This window comes from Streptomyces sp. NPDC093065 (assembly GCF_044754585.1).
Lineage (GTDB): Bacteria > Actinomycetota > Actinomycetes > Streptomycetales > Streptomycetaceae > Streptomyces.
Map to the genome: position 1 here is coordinate 29,438 of NZ_JBIVPJ010000030.1, position 20,158 is coordinate 49,595.

General features: G+C 71.6%; 16 protein-coding genes. 9 read left to right on the forward strand and 7 right to left on the reverse strand.

Translation table 11 applies throughout. The features are described from left to right. Nucleotides 1-22 precede the first annotated feature (22 nt). The gene (gene manA, locus ACIQFU_RS34755) at nucleotides 23-1,270 is read left to right on the forward strand and encodes a mannose-6-phosphate isomerase, class I (RefSeq protein WP_402557008.1); all 1,248 of its coding nucleotides are present in this window, start codon (nucleotides 23-25) and stop codon (nucleotides 1,268-1,270) included. Between the two features lie 40 nt (nucleotides 1,271-1,310). Continuing rightward, on the forward strand, nucleotides 1,311-2,333 hold the full coding sequence (locus tag ACIQFU_RS34760; RefSeq protein WP_127893263.1) for an ROK family protein: 1,023 nt from the start codon (nucleotides 1,311-1,313) through the stop codon (nucleotides 2,331-2,333). A gap of 411 nt (nucleotides 2,334-2,744) precedes the next feature. On the opposite strand, the gene ACIQFU_RS34765 is transcribed toward ACIQFU_RS34760, so the two are convergent. Beyond that, nucleotides 2,745-3,524, reverse strand: a complete 780-nt coding sequence (locus ACIQFU_RS34765) for an MBL fold metallo-hydrolase (protein ID WP_240673554.1) — start codon at nucleotides 3,522-3,524, stop codon at nucleotides 2,745-2,747. Here ACIQFU_RS34765 and ACIQFU_RS34770 point away from each other — a divergent pair. Next, on the forward strand, nucleotides 3,484-4,062 hold the full coding sequence (locus ACIQFU_RS34770; protein ID WP_127893265.1) for a helix-turn-helix domain-containing protein: 579 nt from the start codon (nucleotides 3,484-3,486) through the stop codon (nucleotides 4,060-4,062). The two genes, ACIQFU_RS34765 and ACIQFU_RS34770, sit on opposite strands and share 41 nt — an antisense overlap. Before the next feature lie 287 nt (nucleotides 4,063-4,349). Here the strand turns inward: ACIQFU_RS34770 and ACIQFU_RS34775 are convergent, their stop codons facing one another. Both ACIQFU_RS34775 and ACIQFU_RS34780 read right to left on the reverse strand, forming a co-directional pair. Further along, a complete protein-coding gene (locus ACIQFU_RS34775; RefSeq protein WP_127893266.1) occupies nucleotides 4,350-5,378 on the reverse strand; it encodes a LacI family DNA-binding transcriptional regulator in 1,029 nt (342 codons plus the stop codon). After that, the gene (locus tag ACIQFU_RS34780) at nucleotides 5,375-7,813 is read right to left on the reverse strand and encodes a glycoside hydrolase family 2 protein (protein WP_127893267.1); all 2,439 of its coding nucleotides are present in this window, start codon (nucleotides 7,811-7,813) and stop codon (nucleotides 5,375-5,377) included. Before ACIQFU_RS34780 ends, ACIQFU_RS34775 begins: the two co-directional genes overlap by 4 nt. A gap of 271 nt (nucleotides 7,814-8,084) precedes the next feature. Between ACIQFU_RS34780 and ACIQFU_RS34785 the strand changes: the two genes are divergently transcribed. The 3 genes from ACIQFU_RS34785 to ACIQFU_RS34795 all read left to right on the forward strand — a co-directional run bounded on the left by ACIQFU_RS34785 (nucleotide 8,085) and on the right by ACIQFU_RS34795 (nucleotide 11,351). Continuing rightward, nucleotides 8,085-9,407, forward strand: coding sequence for an ABC transporter substrate-binding protein (locus ACIQFU_RS34785; protein WP_402557010.1), 1,323 nt, complete (start codon nucleotides 8,085-8,087; stop codon nucleotides 9,405-9,407). A 109-nt stretch (nucleotides 9,408-9,516) separates the two neighbouring features. Further along, nucleotides 9,517-10,482: a carbohydrate ABC transporter permease gene (locus ACIQFU_RS34790; protein ID WP_127893269.1), complete on the forward strand. Its 966-nt coding sequence runs from the start codon at nucleotides 9,517-9,519 to the stop codon at nucleotides 10,480-10,482. Then, nucleotides 10,479-11,351 carry a carbohydrate ABC transporter permease gene (locus ACIQFU_RS34795; protein WP_127893270.1) on the forward strand — a complete coding sequence of 291 codons (873 nt, stop codon included), beginning with the start codon at nucleotides 10,479-10,481 and terminating at the stop codon, nucleotides 11,349-11,351. Before ACIQFU_RS34790 ends, ACIQFU_RS34795 begins: the two co-directional genes overlap by 4 nt. Before the next feature lie 26 nt (nucleotides 11,352-11,377). Here the strand turns inward: ACIQFU_RS34795 and ACIQFU_RS34800 are convergent, their stop codons facing one another. The 3 genes from ACIQFU_RS34800 to ACIQFU_RS34810 form a co-directional block, all read right to left on the reverse strand. After that, a complete protein-coding gene (locus ACIQFU_RS34800; RefSeq protein WP_402557012.1) occupies nucleotides 11,378-13,069 on the reverse strand; it encodes an FG-GAP-like repeat-containing protein in 1,692 nt (563 codons plus the stop codon). A gap of 52 nt (nucleotides 13,070-13,121) precedes the next feature. Next, on the reverse strand, nucleotides 13,122-13,820 hold the full coding sequence (locus ACIQFU_RS34805) for a maleylpyruvate isomerase family mycothiol-dependent enzyme (RefSeq protein WP_402557014.1): 699 nt from the start codon (nucleotides 13,818-13,820) through the stop codon (nucleotides 13,122-13,124). Nucleotides 13,821-13,937: 117 nt separating this feature from the next. After that, nucleotides 13,938-15,467 carry an IucA/IucC family protein gene (locus tag ACIQFU_RS34810; RefSeq protein WP_402557016.1) on the reverse strand — a complete coding sequence of 510 codons (1,530 nt, stop codon included), beginning with the start codon at nucleotides 15,465-15,467 and terminating at the stop codon, nucleotides 13,938-13,940. Nucleotides 15,468-15,601: 134 nt separating this feature from the next. On the opposite strand from ACIQFU_RS34810, the gene ACIQFU_RS34815 reads away from it, so the two are divergent. From ACIQFU_RS34815 to ACIQFU_RS34825, 3 genes are all read left to right on the forward strand, one after another. Further along, complete coding sequence (locus ACIQFU_RS34815) at nucleotides 15,602-17,167, forward strand: IucA/IucC family protein (RefSeq protein WP_402557018.1); 1,566 nt, start codon at nucleotides 15,602-15,604, stop codon at nucleotides 17,165-17,167. 107 nt (nucleotides 17,168-17,274) lie between these two features. Continuing rightward, nucleotides 17,275-18,540 carry a VWA domain-containing protein gene (locus ACIQFU_RS34820; RefSeq protein WP_042825510.1) on the forward strand — a complete coding sequence of 422 codons (1,266 nt, stop codon included), beginning with the start codon at nucleotides 17,275-17,277 and terminating at the stop codon, nucleotides 18,538-18,540. Further along, nucleotides 18,540-19,346, forward strand: coding sequence for a hypothetical protein (locus ACIQFU_RS34825; protein WP_402557019.1), 807 nt, complete (start codon nucleotides 18,540-18,542; stop codon nucleotides 19,344-19,346). The genes ACIQFU_RS34820 and ACIQFU_RS34825 overlap by 1 nt, the downstream gene beginning before the upstream one ends. A 122-nt stretch (nucleotides 19,347-19,468) precedes the next feature. Here the strand turns inward: ACIQFU_RS34825 and ACIQFU_RS34830 are convergent, their stop codons facing one another. After that, entirely contained in the window at nucleotides 19,469-20,119 is a 651-nt protein-coding gene (locus ACIQFU_RS34830) for a winged helix-turn-helix transcriptional regulator (protein ID WP_402557021.1), read from the reverse strand. Nucleotides 20,120-20,158 lie beyond the last annotated feature (39 nt).

Here is a 20,158-nt window from a genome sequence, read left to right on the forward strand (position 1 = left end):
CGGTCCCGGTTAACGTACGACCGTGGATCTACTTCAACCGATCATCAAGCCGTACGCATGGGGTTCACGCGACGCACTGGCCCGGCTGCTGGGGAGGGGAACCCCGTCGGCCGGGCCGGAGGCGGAGTTGTGGATGGGCGCGCATCCGTCCGGCCCCTCGGGGCTGACCCGCGACGGACGGGCCATGACGCTCCTGGACGCCGTGGCCGGCGATCCGGACGGGGAGTTGGGGCGGGCCTGCGCCCGGCGGTTCGGGGGCAGACTGCCGTTCCTGCTGAAGGTGCTGGCCGCCGAGCAGCCGCTGTCCATCCAGGTGCACCCGGACCGGGACCAGGCCCGCTCGGCCTTCGCCGCCCAGCAGGCCCGCGGCGGCCACGGCCCCTACGCGGACGACTGGCCCAAGCCCGAACTGCTCTGCGCGCTCAGCCGCTTCGAGGTCCTGGCCGGATTCCGCGACCGCGAGGACGCCGCACACATCCTGGAGGACCTCGGGGTCGACGGCCTTCGCCCAGTGATCGGACTGCTGCGAGCCGGCACCGGTGAGCAAGCCCTCTCCGAGGCCCTGCGCGCCCTGCTCGAACGGGCGCGGGACGACCGCGCGCCGCTGGTGTCCGCCGTCGTGGCGTCGAGCCGCCGCCTCGCGCGGTCCGCGCACCCTCGTGCGGCCGCGTACGCGGCGGTGGAGCGCATGTCACGGCATCACCCCGAAGACCTCGGCCTGGTGGCTTCCCTGTTGCTGGACCACCGGGTTCTGGAGCCGGGCACCGCCCTGTTCATGCCGGCGGGCGGACTGCACGCCTACGTGCACGGGGTCGGCCTGGAGCTGCTCGCCAACTCGGACAACGTGCTGCGCGCGGGACTGACGGCCAAGGAGGTGAACGTGACGGAGCTGCTGCGGATCACCAACCCGGCGGTGCGCGTGCCGGCGGTCGTGCCGAGGAGCGTCCCGGGGCCGGGGCCCACCTGGCTGTACGACTGCCCGGTGGCGGAGTTCGCGCTCTACAGGACCGAACTCGACGGCTCCGGCGGTCCCCTCGTACCCACGTCCGGACCCCGTATCGCCTTCTGTACGGACGGATCGGCCCGACTGAGTACGAGGGCCGGGCACACCGAGCCGCTGCGCCTCGGCCTCGGTGCCTCCTGCTTCCTTCCCGCCTCGGAGGAGGAAGTCCTGGTCGAGGGCGAAGGAACGCTGTTCGTGGCCGCCGTGGGCCGACTCCCGGACGAGCATGGCGCGATCGCCCGGGATTCGCTCACTCCTCTGCACTGACAACGTTGTCGCACCACCGGTTTCCTCGGCGCGCCATCGCATGCTTCGAGGTTTCCGGGGATCGACTGGAGAAAGGACCGCATCCGTGTACGCCGCCCTGGACATCGGAGGGACCAAGATCGCGGGAGCGCTGGTGGACGAAGGGGGGTCCGTCGTCCACCGTGCCGAACTGCCCACACCCGCGCGGGAATCCGCCCAGCGCATGGCGCGGACCGTCGACGCCGTGATCGACACCCTGTCGGCCGCCCCGGCCTGGGGCACCGTGCGTGGCGTGGGCATCGCCAGCGCGGGCCCCGTCGACACGGCGGCCGGCACGGTCAGCCCCGTGAACATTCCCGCCTGGCGGGACTTTCCCCTCGTCGAGAGCGTGCGCGCCCATCCGCGGCTCCTCGCCGGCCTCGAACCGGTCCTGCTCGGAGACGCCGTGGCCATGGCCGCCGCCGAACACTGGCTGGGGGCCGCTCGGGGCGTGGACAACGCCCTGTGCATGGTCGTCTCGACCGGTGTCGGGGGCGGATACGTCCTGGGCGGCCGACTGCATCCCGGCCCTTCGGGCAACGCCGGGCACATAGGCCACATCTCCGTCGGCATCGACGGACCGCCCTGCGCCTGCGGGGCACGGGGATGCGTCGAGGGGTACGCCAGCGGGACCGCCATCACCCGTTACGCCGTGCGGACGGGCTGGTCGCCGGGGCCGGGTTCGCAGCCCTCGGCCGCCGCGGTCGCCGCGTCCGCACGCGAGGGCGACGAGCGCGCCCTGGCTGCGTACGACCGTTCGGCCCGGGCACTGGCCGCCGCGATCGCGGGCAGCGCGGCGCTGCTGGAGATCGAGGTCGCGGTCGTCGGAGGCGGTGTCGCACAGGCGGGCGACACGCTGTTCACGCCCCTGCGCCGCCATCTGCGCGCGTTCGCGGTCCTCGACTTCGTACGTGATCTCAAGGTGCGTCCCGCCGCTCTGGCACGGGACGCCGGGCTCATCGGTGCGGCGGCTGCGGCCCGGCAACAGTTCACCTTGGTGGACGGAGCGGCATCACCCGTCGTTCCATATCGACAGGGGTGGTAAGCACTGCCCCGTACGTCGAGGTGTCGTGTCGTGTGAACGACAAGCGCGGGAGTAAGCGGCGTCGCCCGTTGCGGGACTGCGCGGCCGTCAGGTCCGAAGACGCGGTGCTGTCCGGCCGTTTCGGTGGTCGTGGGGTGGACGCAATTGCCCCGGGCGGTATTGGGGCGACGACTGCAGGGCAGCACGTCGGTTCCCTTGGGGAAGCACGAGTTGTCGGCCGAGCAGTTGAAACTCGAACTGCTCGGGCCGCAGACGGTCGTCCGTCGGGCTGGAGGGGTGCCGGGGATGACGAGCGAGGAACGTCGGGTCCCGCCGACGGCCCGGATCGCGGAGTTCCCACTCGGATGCCCCGGATTGGCCTACGGCGACGCCCTCAAGCAGCTCAGTGGAATCAGGACTGGCCCGATATTCCTAGCCCTCGGAGGCGGTGAAGCGGGCCAGCTCCCATGGGTCGTGTGCGCTGAAGACGGTGATCTCATCCTCGTGGTCGCGGCGGAGGGAGCGCAGTCGGTCGCGGGTCGCGTCGCGAGCCGCGACGTCGGTCTGTGCTCCCTGCTGGACCGGCTCAAGGGCGGGATGCGAGAAAGGCGGCGTGTGCTCGAGCTCGCCGTGGTACATGTACGCGTCACCCGCATGCAGCAGCCACCGTCCGTGGCCGTCGTGCACGGCGACACCCGAGTGTCCCGCCGAGTGGCCAGGCAGCGGAACCAGCAGCAGCTCGCATGCCGGCCCCTGCGGCCGCGTCACGCCGGGGAAGCCGAACCACGTTGCGCGATCCGCCATGGGCGCGGGTGTGAGCAGCGGGTTGTGCGCCCGGTGTGCCGGCATGAAGCGGTCGAGGCTGTGCCGGTGGTGCGCTGCCGTGGGGTCGGTGACGGCCCGGTACTCGTCGGGGTGGACATGTACCTGTGCGTGAGGAAAGTCCGGCAGTCCTCCCGTGTGGTCGCGATGCAGGTGGGTGAGCACGATGTGTCGCACGTCCTGGGGCGCGTACCCGAGGCGGACGACCTGGCGCAGCGCGCTCTCCTCGGGGTTCAGCTCGGGCTGGGCGTAGGCGACCCAGTCCGCACCCAGCGACCGGTCGGGGTGCTGCAGGTCGGCGGTGCCGAGGCCGGTGTCGACCAGGATCAGCCCGTCCGAGTCGGTCTCGATGAGCAGACAATGGCAGACCACGGCCCGTTCGCGGTTCACGACGCCGGCCGGAGGTTCTTCGCCGAGCGATGGAATTTTCCGGAGAGAACCGCAGTTGAGGTGGTGGATTCGCACAAGGCCCCCTGGAGGCAAGCTGGCGGGGTGTTCTTGCCGGACGTTAGGAGGGGCCTTCGTGACTCACCAAACCGTTGGACACGCATCGGCGGGTGATCAGGCCGGCCCGCTGGCGGACTGTCCTGACATCGCCCTCGTTCCGCCGGGTCACGAACCGCGATGCCCAGTTGACATCACTCTCGCCGCGCTAGGTGGCCGGTGGACGCCGCTCGTGGTCCGCGAGTTCCTACGCCGCGGTCACGCCACATACTCCGAACTGTCCGCCGCCCTGCCCACCCTCTCGGACAAGGTCCTCTCGGACCGGCTGGCCCAGCTGACCAGTGCGGGCGTCATCGAGCGTCACCGTACCCCCGGCTGGCCTCCCCGCGTCCGCTACATTCTGACCAGTCAGGGCCAGGCGCTGGAACCAGTGGTGCGCAGCATGTGGGAGTGGGGAACAGCGCGACGGGACGCCCTTGGCTGATCGCCCGACCCGTCGAACACCGCCTGAACTTCGTCGGCGGCGCCGGTAGGCGGTCGGGGGCTCCGGCGACCAGAAACCCGCGTTGACAGGGAGGACAGTCGCCGCAGGCCAGGGTCTTTCGCTCGACTGACTTGCATGTCAAAGGGACTCGGCTCTCCTTCCCACTGCCCCGCGTGAACTCCGGGTGGTGTTCCCGCGGTCCGGATCGTATTTCCGCGGTGAAGCTCTCGGTGACACGCGAAGGGGCGCGGCATGGCGCCGCGCCCCTGAACCGTCCCTGTCTGCCCCTACGACGGGGGCGGCGCCGTCGACGCCCGCGGTACCAGCGAGGGCGTCGCGACGGGCCCGGAGGTCACGTCGTGGCCCGCCAACACCTCGAACAGCACCCGCGCGACCTGCGCACCGAACCCGTGCACGTCGTGGCTCATCGCCGAGAGCGTCGGATGGGTGAGCCGGCACAGCTGGGAGTCGTCCCACGCAAGCAGCGACAGGTCGTCCGGCACGGAGACACCCATCTCGGCGGCGACACCCAGTCCGGCGACCGCCATGATGTCGTTGTCGTAGAGGATCGCCGTGGGCCGCTCGGCGGACAGCAGCAGGGAGCGGGTGGCCCGCGCGCCGTCCTCGCCCGAGAAGGCCGTCTCGACGTGCGGACCGCAGTCGAGGCCGAGTTCGCTCATGGTCCGTTCGAACGCGGTCGTCCGAATGGCGCTGTGCCCGAGCCCCCGGGGACCGCCCACGTGCGCGATGCGCCGGTGCCCCAGCACCGCCAGGTAACGCACCGCCTCGGCGACGGCCGCGTCGTCGTCGGTCCACACCGAGGGGAACCCTCCGGTGAGGGTGGGATGGCCGACCGCCACGGCCGGGAGCCCGATGCGCCGCAGCGGGGCGATCCGCGGGTCCTCGTCGTGGAAGTCGACCAGTATCGAGCCTCCCACCTGCCGCTCGCGCCACCAGCGTTCCTGGAGCCCGATCTCCTCCTCCAACGAGCCGACCAGGCGCAGCAGCAGTGAGCAGTCCCGCTCGGCCAGCACGCTCTCGATGCCGGAGATGAACTCCATGTAGAACGGCTCCAGGCCCAGCAGCCTGGCCGGCCGGCAGATCGCCAGCCCGACAGTGTCGACGGACTGGCGCGACAGACTGCGGGCCGAGGAGTTCGGGGCCCAGCCCAGCTGCCGGGCCGCCGCGAAGATCCGCTCCCGGGTGGCGTCGGACACCCCCGGCTTGTCGTTGAACGCCAGGGACACGGCGCCCTTGGACACGCCGGCGGCCGCGGCGACGTCCTTAATGGTGACGCGTACGGACGGTGCGCTCACGCCGGTTCCACGCAGAACAGCGCCGCGCGGACGGCATTGGCCCCGGTGTCGGTAGCGCCCGTGACCCTCAGGCGGAGTTGTTCGCCGGGGAGGAGGGTGCGCAGTCCGGTGTCGCAGACCGCGTCCGGTCCGAGCCGGTCGGCCTGCAGGAGGAGGTCGCGTACGAGGGTGTGTGCGGTTACCACGACCTCGACATTACCCGTCCCGGCGCCCATCGGGGACTCCACGGCCACGTCGTAGTGCGGGACCGGGTAGGCGAACTCGCGGTCCGTCACGGGCAGGTGCACGCTGCGCAGGTCCTCGCTGTCCGCGACGAGGAACTCCTTGGCGGACCCCTGGGCGGGGGCCAGGTCCTGCGGCACGGTCCGGCGGTGTACCGCGCGGGCGGCGACGGTCACGTCGAGCACGTGCTCGGCCACCTCGGTGCCGTCCGCCCGCAGGCGTCGCAGTGTGATGCGTGCCTGCCAGGGCTCGGCGGACTGGTTGACGGCGGCGAGTACGGGGAGGCCGTCGTCGCCGTCGCCCGGGTGGAGCGTGAGGAGGCGGTCCGCGTAGACGCGGCGCAGCTCGTGGTAGAGCGGCTTGAGCCGGCCGTCGCCGTCGATGGCCGCCCAGGAGCTGACCGGCCAGCAGTCATTGATCTGCCAGACGATGGTTCCGGCGCACACGGGCCAGTGCGAGCGCCAGTGCTCTATTCCGGTGGCGATCGCGCGGGCCTGCACGACCTGGGTGAGGTAGTGCCAGCGGTCGAAGTCGCCCTCGGGCGGCGCGAAGTGGCGCTCCACGCCCCGGTTCAGCTTGCCGTTGCCGTCCTCGGCCTTCTGGTGGTGCAGCATGCCGGGCGAGTCGGGCGCGAGCCGTTCGCCGGGCAGCGCGCGCCGCAGGGTCGCCATCGCGGGCGGCGCCTGCCAGCCGAACTCCGACACGAAGCGCGGCACCGAGTCGCGGTACTCGGCGTAGTCCCGGCGGTTCCAGACCTCCCAGGAGTGGTACGTGCCGTGGGCCGGGTCGTTGGGGTGGTGGTCCCAGGAGCCCGACCAGGGGCTGCCGGCGGTGTAGGGGCGGGTGGGGTCGAGTTCGGCGACGATCCGCGGGAGCAGGTCCAGGTAGTAGCCGCCGCCCCAGGAGTCGCCGCGCAGCTCGGGCTCCCAGTCCCAGTCACGGAATCCCCAGAGGTTCTCGTTGTTGCCGTTCCACAGGACGAGCGAGGGGTGCGGCATCAGCCGGACAACGTTGTCGCGCGCCTCGGCCTCGACCTCGCCGCGCAGTGGCTGCTCCTCGGGGTAGGCGGCGCAGGCGAACAGGAAGTCCTGCCAGACCATGAGCCCCAGCTCGTCGCAGGCGTCGTAGAAGGCGTCGTCCTCGTAGATGCCGCCGCCCCAGATCCGCACCAGGTCCACGCCCGCGTCGGCCGTCTGGCGCAGCCGGGTGCGGTAGCGCTCGGGGGTGATCCGGGACGGGAACACGTCGTCGGGGATCCAGTTGACCCCGCGCGCGAAGATCCGTTCGCCGTTGACGACGAGAGTGAAGCCGGTGCCGTGCTCGTCCGCCGAGCGGTCCAGTTCCACGGTCCGGAAGCCTATGCGCCGGTGCCAGGAGTCGAGGGGCCGCTCTTCGGCGGCCTCTTCGACCAGGGCGAGTGCCAGGTCGTACAGGGGCTGGTCACCGTATCCGCGAGGCCACCAGAGGGCGGCGTCGGGCACCTCCATCGTCAGTACGGCCTGTGTCCCCTCCACCACCCCGCGCGCCTCGGCGAGGCCGTCCCCGACGGTGGCACGTACGGCGAGCGGGCGGGCCGTCCCCTGCGCGGTCCGCTCGATCTCGACGCGCACTTCGACGCGGCCGGTGCCGTCGTGGACCGTCACCAGGGGGCGTACGTCGGCCAGCCGGGCCGTCGACCAGCGTTCCAGCCGGACCGGGCGCCAGATGCCCGCGGTCACCAGGGTCGGGCCCCAGTCCCAGCCGAAGCTGCTGGCCATCTTGCGGATGTACTGGAACGGCTCCGGGTAGACGTTGGGGCGCTCCCCCGTCAGTGCCCGCACCGAGGCCGCCTCGTCGTAGGCGGAGGCGAAGTCCACCTCCAGGCGCCCGTGGCGGCCGGTGACGTCGAAGCGGTAACGCCGGTGCATGTTCCGGGTGCGGCCCACCTCCCGGCCGTCCAGCGTGATGGTCGCGGCGGTGTCGAGTCCGTCGAAGACCAGGTCGGTCCGCTCGTGCACCTCCCCTGCGGTGTCGGAGGCCGGCAGGTCGCGGGCGTAGGTCCAGGCCCGCTGTCCGACCCAGGCCACGGCGGGTTCGTTGACGCCGAGGAAGGGGTCCGGGATCTGACCGGCCGCGAGCAGGTCGGTGTGGACGCAGCCGGGGACCTGTGCGGGCAGCGGATTGTCGCTGTGGCTCAGGCTCCAGCCCTCGGCGAGCGGGAGGACTTCCTTCATGTACGGCTCCTTCGGCGGGACGGGCCCGGTGTCGTATGAACGCGGCTCAACCTAACCCCACAGAAGTGAACCGGTCTAGCCCTCATTCCTTGCCAGGAGGCCACGTGGAAGCACAGTTGGCACATAAATGGCCCGCCTCAGCCTCTCACCTCAGGTAACGATTGAGCATCGCGAAGCTTTGGGAAGCTTTACCGGTTCACGAGCGGCTGACATAGTCGCCGTCAACCACCACCGGAGCCCGAGCCGTAATCCTTGGAAAGGAGCTGGGCACATGGGGAAGAGGACGCTGAGCGTCGCACTGCTTGCCACCGCGATGCTGACCGTTGCGGGGTGCAGCGGAGGGGGCAGCGCGGACGCCGGCGAGACCGCCGCCGCGCCGGTGAACCCGGACGGCGTCTCGGGGGACATCACCGTGCTCACCAATCGCACCGACCTCGTAGAGGACGGGACGATGAAGAAGTACGCCGCCGAGTTCAACGAGACCTACCCCGACGTGAAGGTCGAGTTCGAGGGCCTCACCGACTACGAGGGGGAGGTGAAGATTCGCATGAACACGGAGGACTACGGCGACGTCCTGCTCATCCCGTCGGCAGTCGCCAAGGGCGACTATCCCAAGTTCTTCGCGCCGCTCGGCGAGACCTCGTCGATGAAGCCCACCTACCGCTTCACGGACAAGACCGACGTCGGTGGCAAGACCTACGGCATCGCCACCTTCGGCACCGCCAACGGTCTGGTCTACAACAAGGCGCTGTTCAAGAAGGCCGGGATCACCGACTGGCCGACGACGCCCGAGCAGTTCCTCGACGACCTCAAGACCGTCAAGGACAAGACCGGCGCGACCCCGTACTACACCAACTTCAAGGACGGCTGGCCGCTGGAGAGCCCCTGGACCAACAGTGTCGGCTCCGTCAGCTGCGACACCCAGGGCCACGACAAGCTCGCCGACATGGACAAGCCGTGGGCCGAGGGCAACGACCTCAACGCCCTCGACACCCTGCTCTACGACATCGTCCACGAGAAGCTGTCGGAGAAGGACCCGGCCACCACCAACTGGGAGAGCTCCAAGACCCTCCTGGCCAAGGGCAAGGTGGGCAGCATGGTGCTCGGCTCCTGGGCCATCAACCAGATGCGGGACGCGGCCGAGAAGGCCGACCAGAACCCTGACGACATCGGCTTCATGCCCCTCCCGTACCAGAAGGACGGCAAGTTCTGCTCCACCTTGGTCTCCGACTACCAGCAGGCCGTCAACATCCACTCCGACCACAAGGAAGCCGCGCGGGCGTGGATCGACTGGTTCACCGAGAAGTCCGGGTACGCGGCCAAAGAGGGCGCTGTCTCGGCCCTGAAGGCCGAGGGAATGCCGGAGACCCTCAAGGACTACGTTGACAACGATGTCAAGATGATTGAGCGTTCCGCGGCACGGACGGCCGAGGTCGACGCCATCGACAACGCCTCCGAGATCGGACTCAACAAGCCCGACTACCGCAAGAAGCTCATCGACATCGCCCGCGGCGCCACGGACGGGAGCCTCGACGGCTACTGCGAGGACCTGAACAAGCGCTGGTCCGAGGCCAGGCAGACCGTCGGCTCCTGACCCCGGCACCCGTCTGAACCCCGCACCCGCCGGGTCCCCTCCCCGCCTCCCGGAGAACGGGACCCGGCGCACGGTGCCTCAGCGGACGACGAAAGGCCCTGGCTCCGCAATGACCCGAACCGCTTCCACCGCTTCACCGCCCGCCGGGACGGGCCCGACCGGCAAGCAACCCACCCGGCATCGCGCGCGGGCCGGCGCCTCGTGGCGCGACCGGCCGCTGCGCAAGCTCACCCCGTGGCTGTTCCTGCTGGCCCCCCTCGCCCTGCTGATCACGTTCACCTACGTGCCGGTGGGCAACATGATCTACTACAGCTTCACCGACTGGGACGGCATCAGCCCCACCCGCAACTACGTCGGCACGGAGAACTACACCGAGATCTTCACCCGGCCCGAGCTGTTCCGGGTGTTCGCGGTGAGCTTCTACTACCTCGCGGCATCCGTCGTACAGATCGTCATCGCCCTGTACTTCGCAGCCGTCCTCAGCTTCGACCTGCGCTTCAGGAACCTGTTCAAGGGCATCCTGTTCTTCCCGTACCTGATCAACGGCGTCGCGATCGGCTTCGTCTTCCTGTACTTCTTCCAGGACGGCGGCACGCTCGACTCGGTCCTGTCCTGGTTCGGCGTCGGTACCGACCACGCCTGGCTGGGCAGTCCGGAGTCGGCCAACACCTCCATGGCCGGGGTGTCCGTGTGGCGCTTCACCGGCCTGAACTTCGTGCTGTTCCTCGGCGCGATCCAGTCGATCCCCGGCGAGCTGTACGAGGCCGCCCAACTGGACGGCGCCGGCCGCTGGAAGCAGTTCCGGCACATCATCGCGCCGAGCATCCGGCCGGTGCTGAGCCTGAGCGTCATCCTGGCGATCTCCGGCTCGCTCTCCGTCTTCGAGATTCCGTACATCATGACCGGCGGCGCGACGGAGACCTCGACGTTCGTCATCCAGACGGTGAAGTTCGCCTTCCAGTTCAACAAGACCGGCCTGGCCTCGGCCTGTGCGGTGGTGCTGCTGGCGATCATCCTGGTGATCACCTGGATCCAGCGCCGCCTCGTACCCGACGAGAAGGTGGACCTCGTATGACCCTCGCCGCCCCGGCCCGCCGCGCGCAGGAGCAGACGCGCCGTCGTCCGCGCGTCAGCACGGCCCTGACGTACCTGTCGCTGGTCGTCGCCTCGCTCGTGGTGCTGCTGCCGCTCGCCGTGGTCTTCCTGACCTCGCTGAAGTCCTACGGGGAGATCTCCGACGGCCAGGGTGCGCTCGCCCTGCCGGACGACTGGCTCAACTTCTCCAACTACGCCACGGCCTTCAACGACGGCCACATGCTGCAGGCCTTCGGCAACACGGCCTTCATCCTGCTGTTCTCCATCACCGGCACGGTGATCATCGGCTCGATGACGGCGTACGCCATCGACCGCTTCGACTTCCGCTTCAAGAAGCTCGTGATGGCCCTGTTCCTGATCGCCACGCTGGTGCCGGCGGTGACGACGCAGGTGGCCACCTTCCAGGTGGTCAACAGCTTCGGGCTGTTCAACAGCCGCTGGGCGCCGATCCTGCTGTACATGGGCACGGACATCGTGGCCATCTACATCTTCCTCCAGTTCATCCGCGGCATCCCCCGGTCCCTGGACGAGGCCGCGCGGCTCGACGGCGCCAACTCCTTCACCATCTACCGGAAGATCATCTTTCCGCTGCTGAAGCCGGCCATCGCGACCGTGGTCATCATCAAGGGCATCACCACGTACAACGACTTCTACATCCCCTTCCTCTACATGCCCTCCGAGGACCTCGGGACCATGTCGACGGCCCTGTTCCGGTTCAAGGGGCCGTTCGGGGCGCACTGGGAGAACATCTCCGCGGGAGCGGTGCTCGTCATCGTGCCGACGCTGGTGGTCTTCCTGTTCCTCCAGCGGTACATCTACAACGGGTTCGCGCAGGGGGCGACGAAGTAGCGACGGCATCTCCGACGGCCCGAGCGTCAGGCGATGAGCACGATGGACTTCCACCCGCTCGCGCCCACCGTACTGCGGGCACCGTCGACCGGATTCCCGGCCGCGTTGGTCTCGCCCGCGTAGAACATCAGCGTCCCGGTGCCCGAGTCAGTGGTGGTCCACATGTCGGCGACGCCGTTGCCGTCCGCGTCGGCCGCACCGGCGAGCAGGGGGCGGGTGGTCGTGTCGTATCCGTGGCCGTACTCGGTGCGGTCGTCGAAGCCACCGCCCGGCAGGCCCCGGTAGAGCCACAGGCGCGCGTCACCGGTGTCCCGGGCCAGCAGGTCGGGGCGGCCGTCGCCGTCCGCGTCACCGGGGGCGGTGAGGGTCATGGCGTTCCAGCCCCGGCTGCCGATCTCGACGGGTGCCCGCACGCCGGGACGTGCCGTGGGGTCGCCCGCGTACAGCCAGAGCTTGTCGTCGTAGGTGGCGGCCAGGTCGGGGTGGCCGTCGCCGGTGGCGTCGCCGACGCCGACGAAGCGGGCATCGGCGGGCAGCCCCGAACGGATCACCGTGGGCGAGGTCACGGCGCCGTTCCCGGTGTTGGGGTAGACCCGCAGTTCACTGCCCACGCGCGCGACGACGTCCTCGCGACCGTCGCCGGTGAAGTCACCGCGGTGGGTCACGGAGGCGTTGAGCCAGCCGCTGGCGCCGATGACGCGGTGCCCGCCGGTGACTCCACCGTTTCCGAGGCCGTCGTAGAGCCGGAGCCGGCCGGCCGTGTCGACGGCCACCAGGTCCGGGCGGCCGTCACCCGTCATGTCACCCGGGACCGGGGCGCCACGGAAGGTGCCGATGACGGGCGCGTGGTCGGAGTAACCGCTCGGGGGGCCGCTGGTGGGCTCGTTCGGCGTCTGATCCATGCGGGAGGTGTCGACCGCGCAGGACACGAACCGGGCGCCGTAGGAGGGCCGGGAGACGAGGAGGTGGTCGAGCTTGTGGTACGAGTGCTGCTGGGTGTCGCTGTTCCAGCCGTGGTACGTGTTGTCGTCGATGCAGCGCTCCATGGTGGACGTCAGGGGGCGCAGGGCGGCGGCGCCGGCGTTGCGGTTGAGGTCGCCGCCGAGGACGGTGTCGCCGGGCGCGTGGGCGGCCAGGAACGCCTTGACGTTCCGGACCTGTCCGGCGGCGCGGGTCTCGTCGCCGGGCAGGAGGTGGGTGGTGCACGGAGTGGTGGCCCAGCCCTGCACCTTCACGCACAGGGCGGGGAGGGTCTGCTGGTCGGCACCGGCCGGCAGGGTGTTCTCGGCGAACGTGGCGGTGACGGTGCCCTTGACGGCGATGAGGACGCCCAGTTCCCCGGTGAGCCCGCCACGGCAGTCGGTGCGGCCGTCGGGGCGCGCGCCGACCGCGTGGCGGATGGACCAGGCGCTTCCCAGTTTCTGTTGCAGCAGGTCCATGTGACTGCCGGGCGCCTGCCCGCAGACCTCCTGAAGCATCACCACGTCCGCCTGCCGCTCGGCGACGACCTGGGCGACCTGCTCGATCTTCTGCTCCGGTTCGTTGCGGTACGGGCAGTACCCGGCCTGGCCGCGCACGCCGCCCGCCTCTCCGCAGATGTTCCAGGAGACGACGGTCAGTTCGGGCACCGAGACCGTCGGCGGCGCACCGTCGGCCTGGGCCTGCTGCGGGAAGAGGGCGGCGAAAAGGGCCGCCGCGGCCACTGCGAATTTCCTCAAGATTCCCCCTGCAGAACCGTAGCCCGCGTAGCGGACGCCACGGGGCTGCTGATCAGGTTCGTAAGCGTATGGCGCCGACCGAGCACGTCGCCGCCCCGCACCGACCGCGAAGGATCTCCGCACCGTCGCCCTCGAGGTCGTCGCAGTACGCCCCGCGTCCGGTCATGGCCATCACCAGGGCCAGGGTGGGGCCGGACACCGCGGGCCCGGAGCTCGGTCCTGAAGGGGCGTCGGTCGCGGTGAGTCGCAGGCCCTCGACGCGCTTCTTGGCGACGACCACCATGTCCGAGCCCTGGTAGTACTCGGCCACCCGTGTGACGACGTCGATCGGGTAGGCGTGACGGATGCCCAGCGGACGCCGTATGTCCTCTCCGTGGACGAGCGTCTCGCCCAGCATGGCGATGGCGGGCAGCGGCGGCTCGGTCGTGCTCGGGACGATGCGCCGGAACCGCGCGAGGGTCTCGGCCGGATCCACGCCGAGCTGCTCCGCCAGCCTCACGGCCACCTGCTTGTCGAAGTCGAACCGGCAGCGGATCACCCCGGCCAGCCAGCGGACGGTGTCGAGGCTCGCACCCGCCGTGAGATGCGCCAGCACCTCGCGCACCGTCAGACCGGCGCACAGCGACGGCGTCGCCCACTGCGCCTCGGTCAGCTCCGCGAGATCGGCGGCCAGCGCCGCCCGCTCCGTACGGATCGACGGCCAGATGCCACTCCCGTGGCCGCGTTCCGCGGTCAGCTCCGGATCAGTCATGCGGGAAGTCTCCTCCACCTCAACAGGAGCGGGCCGGGGGAGGCGCCGCCCGGTCCCGCGCGGTCGAACCGTCGGCGTCGGCGTTCGGATCGTCGGCCTGACGGCGCGGCGGGATCCTCACCGCGGCGCCTCGCACAGTGGGTTGGGCAGCGGCCGGTAGCGGGCGTCCGCGCCGTCCGCGCCGGTCCAGCGGAGCAGGAGGTTGGTCTTGGCGGGGAGGGTGGGGGCGGCGAGCAGGGCCGGGATCTCGGGGAGGTCGTGGCGGGCCAGGGCGCGGCGGACGGCGGGCCAGGGGTCGAGGCCGGGGTGGTGTTCGGTGAGCGCGGCGGCGATCTCGTACAGGTGGTTGACGACCAGGCAGTAGACCAGGCGCTCCCAGCCGGCCGCCCGGGGCGTGTCCGGCAGCAGTTTGACGCCCTCCGCGTCCCGGAAGAGGGCCTGTACCGGCATTCCGGCGGCGTCGACGGCGACCAGGGTGTTCTGGAGGTGCGCCTCGAGGACCACGCCGTCGTCGTCGAAGGCGGTCAGGACGGGCGGCACGACGGCGGCGAGGTACGCCTCCCACCAGGCACCGGGAGCGGTGGTGTCCTGAAGGGGGCTGCCCTCGAAGCCCTCCACGAGGGCGGCGGCGAGCAGCGGGGTGGCGCCCGGCAGGACGCGGCCCCGCAGTCCGTCCCGGACGACGACGGCCAGTTCCTCGAAGGCGAAGTCCGCGGTGCGGTAGCCGCGGTCGGCAAGCCAGGCCGCCGGGGGGCCGATGGCGTCGAAGGCCTCGGTGACGGCGGTGTCGGTGCGGCGCAGCCTCAGCAGGTCGTGCCGCCACAGGCGCCGGATGTCGTTGGTGATCCGCACGTCGAGGCTGAACTTGAGGAAGAGGTCGGGGTCGGGGGCGTACAGCGTGCGGATCGCGGCGGTCGGCCACACGAAGAAGCCGGTCGTGCCGAGGCGCAGGAGCCGGCCGTCGGCGAAGGCCGGGGCTAGGGTGCCCGCGGCCAGGTCGAGCTGCCAGGGGTGGGCCGGGAGCACCCGGTAGCCGGGCGGGGCGCCGGCCAGGGCGTCCAGGGCCGCGGTGTCGCCCTCGTCGACGACCGTGTCCTCGCGCACGGCGAGCAGCGTCAGCGGGAAACGGGCGTAGGCCTCGGGCGCGTACGGCAGCCAACCCGCCTGCGGGCCGCCGCCGCGGGCCTTGGGGGCGGGGTGGTGGGTGTGGCCGGTGACGAGGGCCTGTTCGGAGCGCAGGTACGGGTCCGCGGGCGGGGTGGCGCGGGCGCGGACCGCCAGCAGCGCGGCGACCGCGTCCCGGCTGTCGGTCATCTCGATGGGCAGTTCGTGGTTGGGCAGGCCGGTGTGGCGGCGCAGTTCCTCGGCGACGAGCTTCACCAGTTCGGTGTGGCCGACCGGGTGCCAGCCGCCCGCCGCCGTGCCGACCTCGGGCCCGGCGGGGCGGCGGCCGGGGCGGACCCGCAGCAGTCTGCCGCCGGGCAGCCGGTAGACCGGGCGGGGGCCCGGGTCCGGCAGGGGTTCGGCCACCTCGCGCAGCAGGCAGTTGAGCAGCGGCACCGCCGCGTAGGCGTCGGCGCGTTCGGCCGCGCTCTGCGGGGCGGCGTCGGCGCCGATGTGCGGGGGGAGGAAATCCACGCGTTCCACTCGTTCCCTACGGTCTGTCCATGGCGGAGAGGCGGAGACGATCAGTATGTCTGGCGTCGTAGCTGTGCCGTGTCGTGCCGTGTCCTCCCAGTCGTATCCGCCTCGTACCCGACTCGTACCCGAGGAGCCCGCCCGTGCATCGTTCTTCCACCGCCGAGGCCGGGGTCGCCCGCGAACTGGCGGCCGTGCGTCCCGGTCTGCTCCCGGGCCTCACCGCCGAGCTGCCCGGCGCCCGCGCGGCCGTGCTGACCCGGCTGTGGCGTGCCCTCGCCTTCGAACCGCTGCCGTGGATCGAGGGGCGCGGGCGGTCCGGGGAGGGGCTCGTCCTGCGCCTCCGGGACGGCCGCCGGCTGACCGGTCCGGCCGCCGACCCGTACCGCACGGACGCGTACGTCGCGGTCGTACGGCTGGGCGAGGCCGCGTACGACGACCCGGAGCGGCTGATGACCGACCTCGCCGTACCGCACTCGGCGGAGTTCGCCGCCGAACTCGGTCACAGCGTGGCGTCGTTGGCGCTGTCGCGGGCGGCTCAGCCCCGGACGGTGGCGGCGGGGGCAGCGGGGGCGCGGGAGAATCACCCGGACGAGTGGCCCGACAATGCGTGGCCGGACGACGCGTGGCCGAACAGCGACTGGAGCTGGGAGCGGCGGGTCGTCGACGGGCATCCGTACCACCCCGGCTGCCGTGCGCGGCCCGGCTTCTCGGTGGCGGAGCAGCTCGCGTACGGGCCCGAGCACGGGCCGGTGGTGGGGCTGGGCCTGGTACCGGTCCCGGCGGCGGAGTGCCTGGTGACGGGGGTGTGGCCCAGGGAGCTGCGGGACGGGGCGCGGTTGCTGGTCCCGGTGCATCCGTGGCAGGCCGCGCATGTGCTCAGGACGCCCTTCGCGCCGGGGCCCGCCGCGCATCCGCTGATGTCCCTGCGGACCCTCGCCGTGCCGGGATCGGTGCACGTCAAGACCGCGCTGAGTGCCCGGCTGACGTCCTCGGTGCGGGACATCTCGGTCGCCTCGATCGCCGCTTCGGCGGACCTGTCGTCGTTCGGGGAGGAGCTGGCGGCGCGCACGGACGGCCTGCTCCATGTGACCCGCACGCTGGGCGCGGCCACCGCCCACTCCCCCGACCTGGCCGCCGTACTGCGCGAGTCGCCGCGGGTGTACGCCGCACCGGGCGAGCACGTCGTCCCGGTGGCCGCTCTCGCGACCACGGAACTGCCGTACTCGCCCGCGTGGTTGGCGTCCTTCGTCCGGCTCGCCCTCGTCGTCGGGCTGCGCGCGCTGGAGCTGGGCGTGGCTCTGGAGGCACACGGTCAGAACCTCCTCGTCGTGCTGTCGCCCACGGGCGAGCCGCTGCGCCTGGTCTACCGCGACCTGGCCGACATCCGTGTCTCCCCGTCCCGGCTGGCCCGGCACGGCATCGCCGTGTCCGGCCTCCCCGCCCGGGTGGTCACGGACGAACCCGCGGCGCTGCGCCGCAAGTTGTTCGGCTCGCTGGTGGGCGGCGCGCTGGCCGCCACGGCCGGCTCAGGACCGGCGCTGCGGAAGGCCCTGGAGGCGGTGCTGCCCGAACTTCCGCGCACCGATGACCTCGTGGCCCTGCGCGAGGAGCCGCTGCCGGTGAAGGCGCTGACGCTGATGCGGACTTCACCGGCGGGGTCGGGTGATCTGTGGGCGGAGCTGCCCAATCCCCTGCGGGGCGCATGAAGTCACCGCGTCGGGCGCGTGAAGTCGCGCCGTCGGGGCGGGTGAAGTCGCGGCATCGGCGCGGTCTCGTTTTGGAACGCGGCACCCCTGATCAATAGGATCCGCCGATGATCACAAGAACACGGCTGGCGGCGGGTGCCTGTGCCCTGCTCGCCGCGCTGGCGGCGGGGATGGCGTTCCCGGCCGGGGCGGTCGCCGGTGAACCCACGGGTGAGGACGCGCCGAAGGTCGACCTCGTGCTCGACGTCAGCGGTTCGATGCGGACGCGGGACATCGACGGCGGTACGCGCATGGCCGCGGCGAAGCAGGCGTTCAACGAGGTGCTCGACGCGACGCCGGAAGAGGTGCAACTGGGCATCCGCACGCTGGGTGCCGACTACCCGGGCGACGACCGGAAGACCGGCTGCAAGGACACCGCGCAGCTCTACCCGGTGGGCCCGCTGGACCGCACCGAGGCGAAGACGGCGGTGGCGACCCTCTCGCCCACCGGCTGGACGCCGATCGGCCCCGCGCTGCTGAAGGCGGCCGACGACCTCGAGGGCGGCAACGGCTCCAAGCGCATCGTGCTGATCAGCGACGGCGAGGACACCTGCGCCCCGCTCGACCCGTGCGAGGTGGCCCGCGAGATCTCCGCCAAGGGCATCGGGGTCACGATCGACACGTTGGGCCTGGTCCCCAACACGAAGCTGCGCAAGCAGCTCAGCTGCATCGCCGAGGCGACCGGCGGCACGTACACCTCGGTCGAGCACACCGACGAACTGACGGACAAGGTCAACCAGTTGGTGGACCGCGCGGCCGACCCGGTGGTGACGCCGGTGGCCACCGAGGGTGCGGACGCGTGCGCGAAGGCGCCGACGCTCAAGTCGGGGCTGTACACCGACCGCGAGGAGTTCGGGCAGCAGCGCTGGTACCGCGTGGACGTGGAGCCGGGCCAGGAGCTGCGCGCCTCCGTGAGCGTGGGCGCCGACCGGGCCGTGAACCCGTCCTACGGCGTGCTGCTGCGCGCGGTGACCGTGCACGGCCGGGAGATCGTGCGCGGCGAGGCGGCGGGCAACGGCCGTACCGACGTGCTCTCGACGGGACTGCGCTACCCGAAGGCGGAGAGTGACGAGGAGGACGCCCCGGCCGAGGCCGTGTGCCTCCAGGTCACCAACTCCTTCTCCGTCGCCTCCGGTGTGAAGACCACGCCGGGTCTGCCGCTGGAGCTGACCGTCGACGTCGTGGACGGTCCGGGCGACTCCGACGACGTGGCCGCCTTCGGCCTCGGGCGCGGCTGGTGGCTGCTCGGCCTGCTGGTGCTGGTCGGCTTCGTCGCCGGTCTGCTGTGGGGCTGGCTCTCGCGCTGGCGGTTCGCGGTCTGGAGGACCAACTGATGCGATTCACCCGAGCGTTGACCGCGGCCTTCGTGCTGCTCGGCCTCGTCGCGGCGCCCGCGGCGGCCGACTCCTCACCCTCCGCGAGTGCGTCCGAGGGCGGTGACGCGCCGACCACGGCGGGCACGTCCTTCCGTACGGCGGCCGAGTTCGAGCAGGGGCAGGTCGCCACGGCCGACGGCGCCGCCGGCGACTACCTGTACTGGTCGTTCCCCGCCGACGCGGAACAGCGTCCCACCGTGAAGGCCACGGTGAAGCTGCCCGAGACGCACGCCGCCCAGACCTGGCGGATCGACGTGTACGACGGGCTGCGCCGCCGCCAGGCCTGCCAGTGGGGCGCCCAGACCCGCACCGCGGACGCGGGCGCCTCCTCCCTGGAGCTGGCCTGCGTCCTGCGCACCGTGCGCGCCTGGTCCGAGCCGTGGGCCAACGACCCGCTGCCGGGCACGTACTACCTCCGGCTGACGGCGGTGAACGTGCCGGCCTCCGACCTCGGTGTGCCGGTCTCCGCCGAGGTCCGGGTGGAGTCGAAGGACGTCGGCGGCGCCGCGGCGGTGGACGGTTCGCTGGCCGAGCCGCTGGTGCCGGGCATCGCGGTGACGTCCGGCGCCGGCGAGGACGACGAGGACGGCAAGAGCGCCGTCCTGTCCGCCATCGAGCCGGAGGACGGCTGGTCGTCGGGCTGGTGGTCGGACCGCTGGGTGTGGAGCGGGATCGGGGCCGTACTGGCCGCGCTCGCGGGCATCGGCGGTTACGCGCTGACCCGCGGTTCGGGTCGGCCGTCCCGGGTGCCGCCGGGCGCCTGACCTCTCCGACCTCTCCGACCTCTCCTCAGAAGGCCCGCCCGCGGCGGGCCTTCTGCCGTTTCACCCTCCCGCAGCGCCTTTCACCCTTTCCGCAGCGCCTTTCAGCCCTCCCGCAGCGCCTTTCACCCCTCCCGCAGCGCCTTGGCCGCCGGGCCGTCGCCGGTGACCTCGACGCGGCCGTCGCGCACCGCGTCCCGCAGGCCGGTCTCGCCGCGTCCGAGGGCCGCGCACGTCACCGCGTCCAGCACGAGCCGGGCGTCGGGTTCCCCGGGCGCGGGCCCGTCGCCGTACACGGGACCGCCCGCACCGTCGGCAGGGCCGTCGGCGTACAGGTGGAAGTCGCCCTCCTCCAGCCGCACTTCGACCAGTCCCTCCGCCGCCCCGGCCGCCCGCAGGGCCCGCAGCAGCGGCAGCGCGAACCAGTGCGCCCGCACGGCGTCCGTGGGCCGCCGCTCCCCCAGCTCCCCGGCGCCCCACGCGCCGAGGGCCTCGAGGACGGGCAGCAGGTCCCGTCCCCGCGCGGTGAGTTCGTAGACGTACGCCGCGCCGGGCGGGGGCAGCCGGCGCCTGGTCGTCAGCCCGTCGCGCTCCATGTCCTTGAGCCGCGAGGCGAGTACGTCCGTGCTGACGCCGGGGAGGTCGGCGTGCAGGTCGGTGTAGCGCCGCGGACCGGCGAGGAGCTCCCGGACGATCAGCAAGGTCCAGCGGTCGCCGACGGCGTCGAGGGCGCGGGCGGCGGAGCAGTACTGGTCGTAGCTACGGCGAGGTGACATGCGACGCAGTGTAGACAAGTTGTTGGACTTTCCAAGCGG

Bases quoted from the DNA above. Each gene is read 5' to 3' on its own strand.
- ACIQFU_RS34760 (WP_127893263.1), top strand. From the start codon at position 1,311: ATGCTTCGAGGTTTCCGGGGATCGACTGGAGAAAGGACCGCATCCGTG.
- ACIQFU_RS34770 (WP_127893265.1), top strand. From the start codon at position 3,484: ATGAGCAGACAATGGCAGACCACGGCCCGTTCGCGGTTCACGACGCCG.
- ACIQFU_RS34780 (WP_127893267.1), bottom strand. From the start codon at position 7,813: ATGAAGGAAGTCCTCCCGCTCGCCGAGGGCTGGAGCCTGAGCCACAGC.
- ACIQFU_RS34785 (WP_402557010.1), top strand. From the start codon at position 8,085: ATGGGGAAGAGGACGCTGAGCGTCGCACTGCTTGCCACCGCGATGCTG.
- ACIQFU_RS34790 (WP_127893269.1), top strand. From the start codon at position 9,517: ATGACCCGAACCGCTTCCACCGCTTCACCGCCCGCCGGGACGGGCCCG.
- ACIQFU_RS34795 (WP_127893270.1), top strand. From the start codon at position 10,479: ATGACCCTCGCCGCCCCGGCCCGCCGCGCGCAGGAGCAGACGCGCCGT.
- ACIQFU_RS34805 (WP_402557014.1), bottom strand. From the start codon at position 13,820: ATGACTGATCCGGAGCTGACCGCGGAACGCGGCCACGGGAGTGGCATC.
- ACIQFU_RS34820 (WP_042825510.1), top strand. From the start codon at position 17,275: ATGATCACAAGAACACGGCTGGCGGCGGGTGCCTGTGCCCTGCTCGCC.
- ACIQFU_RS34825 (WP_402557019.1), top strand. From the start codon at position 18,540: ATGCGATTCACCCGAGCGTTGACCGCGGCCTTCGTGCTGCTCGGCCTC.
- ACIQFU_RS34830 (WP_402557021.1), bottom strand. From the start codon at position 20,119: ATGTCACCTCGCCGTAGCTACGACCAGTACTGCTCCGCCGCCCGCGCC.